A 12,124-nucleotide genomic window follows, 5' to 3' on the forward strand; every position below is an offset into this window, starting at 1 on the left:
TACCCGCTGCAGGGAAGCACCCCACGGGCCGGAAAACGGATCGGTCTGACCACTGTCAGACTCAGACCGCATGGCGCAGCCGGAGCACGCCAACACCAGCACAGGCAGCAACAGTGCTATCACTCGTTTACGTCTCATCATTATTCCTTGCTGCGATCGATTGGCGGGTACGACTGTCGATCCGCTTCAAACAAGATAGCGGACCGACAGTCTTTCACCTTTGCTGACTATTTACATGTACACTTTGTAGGTTCCCGTGTATCCGACGACATCAACGTCAGTCCGATCCGCTGCGGATCGGAAACCGGCAGGCATCCAAGCACCATAACGATGAACTGTGCCGCCCTGCGTTGGATTGGGCTTATAAAGGCCCCAAACGTGGTGCTGCGCTTGACAATACCATGTCGTTGCTTCTGCGTAGTAGCCATTAGCAACCCCATTACAGGGTGCGGCTCCGTATGGAATTGTTTCCGAAGCCTGTGCCAAGGTAAATCCAGATCCAAATATAAGAACGGACAACCCGGCCGCAATAACGCCGGCAGCGATTTTCTGTAGCATTTTCATGGGCATTTTCCTCATCGTTGAGTGATTTATTACTGTTTATTAGATAATGAACCATCCAGACAAGAGCAGTATCGCACTTGGAGTTATAGTTCGTATCTGCACAACAATACGAAGCCGGCCCTCATTCCCTCCGGTAAAAGAAGTTTATCCTCTTTTCTTGTCGACACGCAAGGCACGTCATGGCGTTCGTTGGCATAGCATAGAAGAACTGGTGCGGAATGGGCCGTGCCGGGGACAGTGTGGTGGTGAGGGGGTGTCATGGGGTTTCGTATAGGTAAACGGCATGACGATGGTGCGCCGGTGACGGTGTCCGTGCTGGTGCTGGTCGGATTGGTGCTGGCCTCGTGCGGCGTGGCGGGAGGATTTCTGTTGACGAAAAGCATGATTCCGCCCACGCTGGTGTCGACGGCGAAGGGCGGGACGGTCGACCCCGTGTCGGGCCAATACGACGATTCGCGCGACGCGACGGTGACGGTTTCGTCGGGCACGGGCCAGTCCGTGACGTCCGTCGGAGCGGGCACGGTCACCGGCAGTTCGTGCGCGCCCGGCATGACCGCGCAATCCGGGTCGAGCCTGTATGCGATCGACGAGGTCGGCCAGCTGATGCTGCACACCGACGTGCCGATGTACCGCGAACTCAAGTCGGGCATGAGCGGGCGCGATGCGGCGGCGCTGAACGCCGAGCTGATCCGGCTCGGCTATGCCGCTCCCAACACCGACACGATGACATGGGACACGATCGTCGCATACAACGCGCTCGCCCAATCGGTTGGTGCCAAACCGCTCGCCGAGGAGACCGGATGGGCGATCGGATCGGCGAATTTCGTGTGGCTCAGCCAAACGTCCGCTCCCATAGCCGTGTGCACGGCGAAGGTCGGGCAGAACGTCACGCCCGGCGCGGAACTGTTCTCCACCGGGTCGACGCCGACCAGCGCGGCGGTGAGTCTGCCGAACACGCAGGCGGTGGCCGGCGATCGCGTGATCGTCGTGGGCGACCAGCGTTTCGACCTGCCCGCCGACACGACGGCGATCACCGATGCCAGCGAGCTGGACGCGATCATGTCAAGCAACGAGTATCTGGTGGCGAAAACACAGGCGGGCATGGCCTCCGGCAGCGATATGGCGTCCGGCGGATCCGATTCCGCGGGCGTCTCGGACGGCGGCAGCATGTCGGGATCATTGTCGGTCACGTTTAAGTGGGTGCTGAAAACACCGTTGAACGTGTGGGAGGTGCCGCCGTCCGCCCTGTACGACGTGACGGGGGAGACGGGTTGCGTCGCGTCCGACGGCAAGCCGGTGCCGGCCACGATCATCGCGTCCGAACTGGGCAAGACGAAAATCACCGTGGACGCGGACTCGCTCGGCCGGGTCGACATCGCGCCGGGCGACGACGCGCAACCGTGCAGGTGACGCCATGGGACCCGTGGTGGAACTCAAGGATGTGGGCCATGCGTTCGGGGAGAGGACGCGCCTGTTCCGGGGCATCACGCTGACCCTGTTGCCGGAGCGCGTATACGCGCTGGTCGGCCCGTCCGGTTCGGGCAAGAGCACGCTGCTGTCGATCATCGCGGGCTGGCAGACGCCAAGCGAGGGCGAGGTCGTGCGCCGGGGCGTGCGCAAGGTCAGCTGGGTGTTCCAGAACCCGGTCGGCGTGGCCCGGCGCACCGCGTTGGACCACGTCACTCTGCCGTACTTGGGTCAGGGATATGACATTGCGACGGCAGAACGTCTGGCGTTGGAACAGTTGGACCGTTTCGGCCTGTCCGAATCGGCCGGCAAACGGTTCGGCGAACTGTCCGGCGGGGAAGCCCAACGATTGATGCTCGCGCGCGGCGTCGCGACGAACGCGGACCTGCTCCTGGTCGACGAGCCGACCGCCCAACTGGACATGCGCACGGCCGACGCGGTCGACCGGTATCTGGGCGCGTTGTCGCGCTCCGGCATGATCGTGGTCGTCGCCACGCACGACCATCGCACGCGTGACGCGGCCAGCGACGTCATCGACCTCGAACGATACCAGTAGGAAAGGGAGACCGGCATGACGGAACCATCCTCGTCATCGCATGACGCGCGCCCGCCGCGGCAGATCGCACGGGTCAAGGCGCGTATCGCCGCGCGCGAAGCGTGGCGCAGCATCGTCTCCGGCACCAGCCATACGTTCGCGGCCACGCTCGTGCTGGCTCTCGGCATCGCCTTCCTGTTTGGCATGGACCTCGCCCAGACCAACCGGCTCATCAACGAGTCGCGCACGTACGCGCAATCCGGCGCGGCCACGGTCACGATCACCCTGCGGCACGGCATCGACGGCGCCGCATGCGAGGGCCTTGCCGGCGTCAACGGCGTGCAGGCGGCCGGCGCGTTGCGTCAGGCGGACCGCAAGATCACGTTCGCTACCCTGCCGTCCACCGGCATCCCCACCTACGAAACCACGCCCGGCGCGGTCGGCCTGTTCTCGCCGGCGCTCGCCGACGACGGCGACGGCATGGGCGTCATCCTGTCCTCGGACGTGGCGGACGCGCTCGGCGCGCAAGCCGGGCGCACGATGGCGTTGAAAGGCTCCGGGCAGGTGCGCGTGCGCGGCGTCTACGAGTATCCGGACGACGGGCGCGACAGCCAGTACTCGTACGCCGTGCTCGAGCCGGTTAACTCCGCGCAGCCGTTCGACGTGTGCATGGTGCGCACATGGCCCGTGCCCGACAGCATCGACACGCTCGTCTATCTCGCCGCGAACGTCACGAGCAAGGAGCAGCGTCCACAGGTCAGCCAGCTCAACACGCGGTTCGGCAGCACGCCGCCCTCGGCGAACCTGTTCAACGAGCGGCTCACGGCGTTCGCCCCGTGGGTCATGCTCGTGGTCGCGTTCGCGCTCGGCTTCGTGATGATTCGCGTGCGCCGGCTTGAATTCGCGTCCGCGCTGCACGCGGGGCTGCCCAAGGGCGTGCTGGTGCTGCAGGTGCTGCTCGAACTGTTCGCCGCCGCGCTTCTGGCGATGTTGCTGTGCTCGCCGCTCGCGGCATGGGTGTGGCTGACGTGCGATCCCGCGAACGCTCCAGAGCTGTACGATACGCTGCTGCGCGTGCCCGCGGTCGGATTCGCGGGACTTCTGCTCGGCGGGTTCGTTGCGATCCTGCTCACCCGCGAACGCCAACTGTTCGCCTATTTCAAGAACCGGTAGATGGAATCGCGCTATCGCGCGATGCCGTGCTTGTTGGCGGCACTGGCGTGCCGCGATGCTCTCTCAGTCACGGCTACGCCGTGACAGCTCCCTCAGCCGAGGGAGCCGAGGCTCCGCCAGCGTCGTAGCGCGATTCCGAAATCGTGCGAACGCGTCATATCGATCGAAATGGTCCTTAGTCGGTGGCGACGGCGTCGAGGACGGGGACCTTGAGCGCGCGGCGGGCCGGTGGCAGTGCCGCGACGACGCCGACGGCGATCGAGCACAGCAGGAACGCGCCGAGCTGTCCCCACGGGATCGACAGACGCTCCAAACCGTTCGACTCGTACACCTGCCGGATCACCACGCCCGCGGCCGTGCCGACGACCACGCCGATCAGCGTGCCGAGCACGGCGATCATCGACGCCTCGATCGCGAGCATGCCGCGCACCTGACCGTTCGACGTGCCGATCGCGCGCAGCAAGCCGAGTTCGCGCGTGCGTTCCGACACGCTCAGCGCCAGCGTGTTCACGATGCCGAACACGGCGATCACGATCGACAGGGCGAGCAGCGCGTACAGGATGATGAGGATCTGGTCGACCATCGAGCTCATCGTCGACTTGAACTCCTCGCGATCCTGCACGTTGACCACGTAATACGGCTTTACCGCGTCGACGAGCCGCTTCTTGAGCGCGGCGAGATCCTCGCCGTCCTTCGCGTTGACGAACAGCATGATCGTGAACATCGTGTAGTCGTTCGCGATCTTGCCCGCCAGCGCGTCGTTCATGAGCACCATCGAACGGTATACGGAGTTTTCGATGATCGCGCCGATCCGCGCCTTCACATGCGTGTCGAGCGTTTTCGTCTTGACGAGCGTGGACGGGTCGACGTGCTGCGCGTCCTCGCCCGCCTGCTTCGCTTCGTCGATCTTGGCCTGCGCGCCGGCCGCGTCGCCCGCGGCCATGAGTCGCTGCGCCTCGGCCTGCAACGCGGCGATTTTGCTTTGCACCTGCTGCTGGTAGTCGGCCTGCGCCTTGGCGGTCGCCTCCTTGTCGACGACGACCTGCCGGCCGTTGACCGTGACCGTGTCGCCGACCTTCCAGCCGTTGTCCTTGGCGACTGTGATGCCGACGACCAGTTCGCCGCCTCGCAGCGCCTTGTCCGCGTCGCCGGAGTTCGTGACCGGTGCGAACACATTGGTGAACAGCGACGGCTGCTCGGCGAACGTCATCGCCGTGGCCTTGTTGCTGCCGGAACCGTACGTGACGCCGAGCAGCATGCGCGAACGCGAGACGGATCCCACGCCCTGCGTGCTCTTGATCGCCTTGACCGCATCATCGGGAATGCGTCCGTTCGCCGCGGACATGGCCGAAAAGTCCGACGTGAGACCGGAGTCGACGATGCCGGTCACCGACGCCTTCGCCGACGAGGCGACGACCGACAGGCAGCTGACGATCGCGACGCCGACGAACAACGCGGCCGCCGTGTTCGCCGTGCGCCGCTTGCCTCGCGACAGGTTGCGCGTCGCCAATCGGCCGGTCACCGTGAACACGTGCGCCGGAATCCAGCCGAGTATTGCGCCCGCAGGCCCCACCAGCGCGGGGGCGAGCACGATCACGCCGATCACGACCAGTCCGGCACCCACGCCGAGCGGCCAGCCGGTGCCCAGCGACGTGCCCCAATCGTTCAGCCAATGCCACGGCGAGATCGGCACGGTGTTGTCCGCCTTCGCCAATGCGATGCGCCAGCAGAACAGCCATGCAATCGCGCCGCCCGCGATCATCATCACGCCCGCCACGCCGCGCGGCCACACCGGCTTCTCCGGATTCACGGTTTCGTTCATCGCCTGAATCGGCGGGGCCATCGCCGCGCGCCGGGCAGGCAGCGCCGCGCCGATCAGCGTCACGAACACGCCCACAAGCAGTCCGACGAGCATGTCCGACGGGCTTGGATCCACCGCGCCGGACATCGGCATGCCCATGCGGTCCATGCCGGCGACGATCAGCCGCACCATGCCCCAGCCGAGCCCGATGCCGCAGCCGGAACCGACCAGACCGAGCACGATCGCCTGCACGATCACCGTGGAGAACACCTGCGCGGGGGAGGCGCCGACCGAACGCAGCAGCGCGTAGCCGCGCATCGATTCGCGCACGATCATCGAGAACGTGTTCGCGATGATGAACGAGCCGACGAACAGCGCGATGATCGCGAAGATCAGAATCAGCGGCTGGATGAAGCCGAGTGCTTTTTTCGTCGCCGCCGCGCTGTCGTCGCGCACTTGCTGGCCGGTGACCGCGCGCGCCTTCGAACCGGCCGGCAGCGCCTTGCCGATGCGGTCGGCGAGCGTGCGCTGCTGCGCGGCGGTCAGCGGCTTGCCATCGTTCGCCGAACCGTAGACGCCGATATTGCGCACCATGCCGATCTGCCCGGTTTCCTGCTGGAAGTAGTCCTTGGCGACGCTCGGCGCGAGCCCGACGATGATCGCGCCGGCCTGGCTGGAATCGGTGTCGAAGATGCCGACGACCTTCACGTCCGCGGCGCCGTCCGGATAGACGAGTTTGGTGGTGTCGCCGACCTTGAGACCGGCAGTTTCGGCGGCGAACGAATGCAATGCGACCTCGTTCTTCGTCTTCGCCCAGCGGCCTTCGGCGAGCGTCGCGGCGCGCCACGTGCCCTTGGCGAGGCCGAGCGCCAACGTGGGCGCGCCCGTGGTGGACACGGCGTTGCCGTCCTTGCCGACGAGCACGATGCCGGAGACCGAATACGTGACCGACACGGTTTTGACGCCCTGCACCTTGGCGATGACGTCGGCCAGCGACTCGTCGATGCGGTTGTACGACTTCGACTCGTCGGACGACGAAGACGATGATGAGGACGAAGAAGATGATGACGACGACGAAGCCGACGAGGAGGAAGACGACATGTCCAGCGACGTCTCGTCGTTCTTCTGCTCCTCGCTGCCGCGCACGTACACGTCGGCGTCCGAATTGGACGCGAGCATCTGGTCGACCTGGCTGCTCATCATCTCGCGGAAGCAGAACGAGCCGACCACGAACGACACGCCGAGCGCGATCGCGATGATCGACATGACGAACCGGCCGAAATGGGCGCGCGCGTCGCGCAAGCCGATACGGATCACTCTGCGCCCTCCCGGCTCGTCGCGTCGGCCTGCGGCCCGTCCTCGACCTCGTCGCCCTCGCCGGCGAACACCTCGAGGATCTCGTCGTAGGTCGGATGCCGCAGATCCTGCGTGATGCGGCCGTCCGCAAGCACGAGCACGCGGTCGGCGTACGAGGCGGCGCGCGGATCATGCGTCACCATCACGATCGTCTGCCCGTACTCGCGCACCGAATTCTTCAGGAATCCGAGCACTTCGCGGCTCGAATGCGAATCGAGGTTGCCGGTCGGCTCGTCGGCGAAGATCACGCTCGGCCGCGCCATGATCGCACGCGCGCAGGCGACGCGCTGCTGCTGGCCGCCCGACAGCTGGCTCGGCCGGTGCGTGAGCCGCGAGCGCAGGCCGACCACGTCGACCACCTTGTCGAACCACGCGCGGTCGATCGGACGCTTCGCGATCTGCAACGGCAGCAGGATGTTCTCCTCGGCCGTAAGCGTCGGCACCAGGTTGAACGACTGGAAAATGAAGCCGATCTGGTCGCGGCGCAGTTTGGTCAGCTGACGCTGATTCATCGCGGACACGTCCAATCCCTCGACGATCACCTTGCCGCCGGTCGGCTTGTCGAGACCGGCCATGCAGTGCATGAGCGTGGACTTGCCCGAACCGGACGGACCCATGATCGCGGTCATCTGGCCGCGCATGAACTCGACGTTCACATGGTCGAGCGCGACGACCTGCGAATCCTTGTCGCCGTATGTTTTCGTCAAGTCGATCGCCCGGGCGACGACCTCGCCGTCCGCCGCCGTGCCGTTCGCTCCAGCCGCCGTCGTCGCCTTGCCCGCGCCCATCGTCGCGCCGCGTGGCGTCTTCACTGCCGAATGTCGTCCCATTGCCGCCTCATTTTCTCGCTCGGTTACAAGCACAGTCTATCGGCGGGCGGGTAGCATGAACAGCAGCACAAGCAAGGAGGGCATGATGGCGTTCGACACCGCGCTGGACGGGTTTCTGGCCTATCTCAAGGCGAACCGCGGCCTGAGCGCCAATACGCTGAAAGCGTACCGTTCCGATCTCGCCGAATGCCTGAACTGGCTGGCCGCACGCGCATGCGACGAACTGCCCGGCATCACCACCGACGACCTGCGCGAATGGATGGCCGACGCCTCGCGCACGCACGCGCGCTCAAGCATGGCCCGCAAGGTCGTGGCCGTGCGCGGCTTCTTCGCGTGGGCGCACGAACGTGGGCTCATGCCCACCGACCCGGCCGCCGTGCTGCTCACGCCGAAAATACCGAACACACTGCCCGCCGTGCTCACCGAAGCGCAGGCCGAACGGCTCATGGACGACACCGACGCGCGCCGCGACGACGATCCAGAGAAAGAAACGATCGACCTGCGCGACGCGGCCATCATGGAAACGCTGTATGCCACCGGCATCCGTGTCGCCGAACTCGTCGGACTGGATGTCAACGACCTCGACTTCTCCCATCGCACGCTCAAGGTCACCGGCAAAGGCAACAAGCAGCGCGTCGTGCCGTTCGGCGCTCCCGCCGCCGCGGCGCTGATCGCATGGCTGGAACGCGGGCGGCCGCAGGTAATCGCCGCGGCCGGCGAACGCGCGCTGTTTCTCGGCGCGCGCGGCAGGCGCATCGACCAGCGCGTCGTGCGCGGCGTCGTGCACCGGCTCGCACGCGAAGCCGGCGTGCCCGACATCAGTCCGCACGCGCTGCGCCACAGCGCCGCCACGCACCTGCTCGACGGGGGAGCGGACCTGCGCGAAGTGCAGGAGATGCTCGGCCACTCGTCGCTCAAAACGACGCAGCGCTACACGCACGTGTCCATCGAACAGCTCAAGTCGCGCTACGCGCAGGCATTCCCGCGCGCGTAGGCGCTACGATGGGATGCCATGATCACCATCACCACATCCAACGTCAACGGCATCCGCGCGGCCGAACGCAAGGGCATCGCCGACTGGGCCGGACGCAACACGCCGAACGTCTGGTGCATGCAGGAAGTGCGCGCGCCGCAACCCGACATCGACCGTATCGTCGGCCGGCTCGCCGGCGCCTACGCCGATGCGGGCGCGATCGAAGAAGCCGATGACCTTGCACTGACCAACGACATCTGCCGCGTCAAGGGACGCGCCGGCGTCGCGCTGCTCAGCGATTTGCCGGTCACCGCGCGCCGATATGGCCTGCCGGGTCTCACGGAAGACGTCGATTCGGGACGCTGGATCGAAACCGACCTGCGCACGCCGCAAGGCTACGAGATCACCGTCGTGTGCGTGTACGTGCACGCCGGCAACGCCGACGATCCGGTCAAAATGAGCCAGAAATACCGGTTCCTCGACACCATGCTCGTCCGGCTCGGCCAGCTGCGCGACGAGGCCGCGCACGGCGGCAAACAGGCCGTGCTGTGCGGCGACTTCAACATCGCGCACACGCCGCTCGACATCAAGAACGCGAAGGCCAACGAAACGCACGCCGGATTCCTGCCCGAGGAGCGCGCGTACGTGGACCGCTGGCTCGACGAATACGAGTTCGTCGACGTGATGCGCGACCTCGCAGGCGACATCCAGGGCCCGTACACGTGGTGGAGCCAGCGCGGGCGCGCGTTCGACAACAACGTCGGCTGGAGGCTCGACTATCAGTTCGCCACGCCGGAGCTCGCCGAAACCGCGCGCGGATTCGTTATCGACAAGGCGCCCACGTACGAGGCGCGATGGTCCGACCATGCGCCGCTGACGATCACGTATGATGTGTGAGCTTCGCTCACCAGTGCCCAGCGCGTGCGCAGATGCGCACGGCTACGAACAGTCCACCGGACTGTTCGTTGTGTGAGCTTCGCTCACCGTTGCCCGGCGCGGGCGCGCGCGACGAGACATTCAGGCAACCGCAAGGCAAATGCAAGGCGAGGTGCTACGCTAGTCACGGTTGCAACCGTCAATGAAATGAGGAACACCAATGGGACTGTTTGGATTCGGCAAGAAGAAAAAGCATCAGGACGAAGCCGTCGCTGACCAGACCGAAGACACCACCGAAACCACCGGCATCGACTCCGCCGCCGACGAGCAGGCCGAGCCGGCATACCCGACCGAAGCCGTCACCGAGTACGAGGGCCGCGGCGAACAGTACGGCCCGTGGGATTCGGGCGACGAGGACGTGCCCGACTACGACGACTACCTCGACCTCGGCGCCTACTTCCTGCCGTTCCTGCAGGGTATCGAACTGCGCATCAAGGCCAACCGTTCCACGCAGACGATCCTCGGCTCCACCATCACCTACGGCTCGTCCAGCCTCGAAATCGAGGCGTTCGCCGCGCCCAAGACCCTCGGCCTGTGGGACGACGTGCGCGCTGACCTGATGGAAGCCAACAAGGACGCCACCGAAGAGGCCGGCGTGTTCGGCACCGAACTCAAGCTGCCGGTCAGCCTCAAGGGCGGCAAGACGCTCAACACGCGCATCGTCGGCGTGGACGGCCCGCGCTGGATGCTGCGCGGCATCTTCTCCGGCAAGGCCGCCTCCGACCCGGACGATCCGGAAACCCAGGCGCTCAACAAGTTCTTCGCCGACATCGTCGTCGAACGCGGCGAGGAGCCGCTCGCCCCGCGCGACCTCATCCCCATGCACCCGCCGATCGCGCCCGCCCAGCGCAAGGCCATGCAGGAGGCCGCCGACGGCGAGACGGAAGGCAAGGAGCATCTCAAGGACATTCCGAACAAGCCGACCGGCCCGTTCGACTCCGACCAGCAGGTCGAGGTCAAGACCACGCTGTCGCGCGGCCCGATGTTCTCCGAAGTCCGCTAGCCGCCCGACGCATATCCGCACAACGACATGACCGAAACGAAAAAACGCACGGGCATGGCGTCGCTCGCCGCCGCCGGCGATGACGGGGACTTCTCCGTCATCGAGGCGATCGGCGGGCCGCGCGGCGTCGTCGAATCGATGCTGCCGGGCGTCGTGTTCGTCGTCCTGTTCGTCGCCACCAGCAACTTGAACCTCACCATCGCCGTCTCGGCGGCGCTCGCCGTCGTACAGGTACTCGTCCGGCTCGTCCAGCGGCAGTCCGCGATGGGCGCGCTGAGCGGCCTGCTCGCGGTCGGCATCTGCCTAATCTGGGCGTGGAAAAGCCACGAGGCGCGCAACTACTACATGTTCGGCTTCCTGACGAACGCCGTCTACATGGTGTTGCTGTCCGTCTCGCTGATCGCGCGCGTGCCCGGACTCGGCCTCATGGTCGAATTCATCCGGTCGCTGCCCACCGAGCATTTCCGCGCATGGTTCCGCGACTGGATGGACGACAAGGCGCTCAAACGCGCGTACATGATCGTCACCGCGCTGTGGGTGGGCGTGTTCGGCCTGCGCCTTGCGGTGCAGGTGCCGCTGTACCTGACCGACCATGTGGTGCTGCTCGGCACCGCGCGACTGCTCATGGGCATCCCGTTCTGGGCATTGGCCATCTGGGTGTCGTATCTCATCATCGCCACGCCCTTGCACCGACACAAGGTCGCCGCGCGGGCCGCGGAACAGGAGACCGAGGCGTCGGAGCCGGTGGGCGGACAGATAGCTGAATAGACACTATATTCAACGCAATGTGGTGGGTGCTGACTACCCCTCAGTCACTGCGTGACAGCTCCCTTGGCAAGGGGAGCCAAGTAATGGGAACATCCGGGGAGGAGAACCGCAAAGCATGGACGCTGAAGTCCGCATCGAACGCTACGCCGACCAGGGACGCTGCGTCGGCCACATCGACGGGCGCGTCGTCTTCGTGCGCTTCGCCCTGCCCGGCGAGCTCGTGCGCGTCACGCTCGACGAACCGCACGACCGCGACGACCGGTTCTGGACCGGCGAGGTGACCGAAGTGCTCGAAGCCAGCCCCGACCGCGTGCCGCCCGCATGGCCGCTCGCCGGTCCTCTGGCAATGGGTGGGGGCGTGGGCGGCGCCGACCTCGTGCACGTGTCCCTGCCCGGACAGTTGCGCTGGAAGGCCGTCACCGTCTCCGAACAGCTGAGCCGGCTCGGCCACATCGACGTCGCCGTGCCGATCGAACGCATCGCAGGCGACGAGGAGCTCGGCGGATTCCACTGGCGCACGCGCATCGAAATGATCGCCGACGACGACGGACGCCCGTCCATGCGCCGGCGCGGCACGCACGTGCGCGTCCCGCTCGACACCATGCCGCTCGCCACGAATGCGCTGCTGTCCGTGGCCGACGCGCAGCACGTGTGGGACGGCGGACTCGAACCCGGCTCACAGATCCGCCTGTCCGTGCCCGAACCGCGCGACGGGCGC

At 65.9% G+C, this 12,124-nt stretch carries 10 protein-coding genes; 8 read left to right on the top strand and 2 right to left on the bottom strand.

Annotated elements, in window-relative coordinates:
• The first annotated feature begins 822 nt into the window (after positions 1–822).
• The 3 genes from KIH79_RS11905 to KIH79_RS11915 are packed head-to-tail and all read left to right on the top strand — an operon-like array spanning position 823 to position 3,739.
• Complete coding sequence (locus tag KIH79_RS11905; RefSeq protein ID WP_219059578.1) at positions 823–1,974, top strand: hypothetical protein; 1,152 nt, start codon at positions 823–825, stop codon at positions 1,972–1,974.
• A gap of 4 nt (positions 1,975–1,978) precedes the next feature.
• Complete coding sequence (locus KIH79_RS11910; RefSeq protein ID WP_219059579.1) at positions 1,979–2,587, top strand: ABC transporter ATP-binding protein; 609 nt, start codon at positions 1,979–1,981, stop codon at positions 2,585–2,587.
• A 15-nt stretch (positions 2,588–2,602) separates the two neighbouring features.
• Positions 2,603–3,739, top strand: coding sequence for an ABC transporter permease (locus KIH79_RS11915; RefSeq protein ID WP_219059580.1), 1,137 nt, complete (start codon positions 2,603–2,605; stop codon positions 3,737–3,739).
• 175 nt (positions 3,740–3,914) lie between these two features.
• On the opposite strand, the gene KIH79_RS11920 is transcribed toward KIH79_RS11915, so the two are convergent.
• Together KIH79_RS11920 and KIH79_RS11925 are read right to left on the bottom strand one after the other, a co-directional pair.
• Positions 3,915–6,857, bottom strand: a complete 2,943-nt coding sequence (locus KIH79_RS11920; protein WP_219059581.1) for an ABC transporter permease — start codon at positions 6,855–6,857, stop codon at positions 3,915–3,917.
• Positions 6,854–7,684 carry an ABC transporter ATP-binding protein gene (locus tag KIH79_RS11925; RefSeq protein ID WP_219059586.1) on the bottom strand — a complete coding sequence of 277 codons (831 nt, stop codon included), beginning with the start codon at positions 7,682–7,684 and terminating at the stop codon, positions 6,854–6,856. Before KIH79_RS11925 ends, KIH79_RS11920 begins: the two co-directional genes overlap by 4 nt.
• Before the next feature lie 127 nt (positions 7,685–7,811).
• Here KIH79_RS11925 and KIH79_RS11930 point away from each other — a divergent pair, with 127 nt between their 5' ends.
• From KIH79_RS11930 to KIH79_RS11950, 5 genes are all read left to right on the top strand, one after another.
• Complete coding sequence (locus KIH79_RS11930; RefSeq protein WP_219059587.1) at positions 7,812–8,720, top strand: tyrosine recombinase XerC; 909 nt, start codon at positions 7,812–7,814, stop codon at positions 8,718–8,720.
• Between the two features lie 18 nt (positions 8,721–8,738).
• Positions 8,739–9,596 carry an exodeoxyribonuclease III gene (locus KIH79_RS11935; RefSeq protein WP_219059582.1) on the top strand — a complete coding sequence of 286 codons (858 nt, stop codon included), beginning with the start codon at positions 8,739–8,741 and terminating at the stop codon, positions 9,594–9,596.
• 199 nt (positions 9,597–9,795) lie between these two features.
• Positions 9,796–10,638, top strand: a complete 843-nt coding sequence (locus tag KIH79_RS11940; protein WP_219059583.1) for a DUF3710 domain-containing protein — start codon at positions 9,796–9,798, stop codon at positions 10,636–10,638.
• Between the two features lie 27 nt (positions 10,639–10,665).
• Positions 10,666–11,406 carry a DUF3159 domain-containing protein gene (locus KIH79_RS11945; RefSeq protein ID WP_219059584.1) on the top strand — a complete coding sequence of 247 codons (741 nt, stop codon included), beginning with the start codon at positions 10,666–10,668 and terminating at the stop codon, positions 11,404–11,406.
• A 115-nt stretch (positions 11,407–11,521) separates the two neighbouring features.
• The coding region (locus KIH79_RS11950; protein WP_219059585.1) for a TRAM domain-containing protein at positions 11,522–12,124 on the top strand (603 nt) is incomplete at its 3' end.

Source organism: Bifidobacterium miconis (assembly GCF_019331735.1).
Classification (GTDB): Bacteria; Actinomycetota; Actinomycetes; order Actinomycetales; family Bifidobacteriaceae; genus Bifidobacterium; species Bifidobacterium miconis.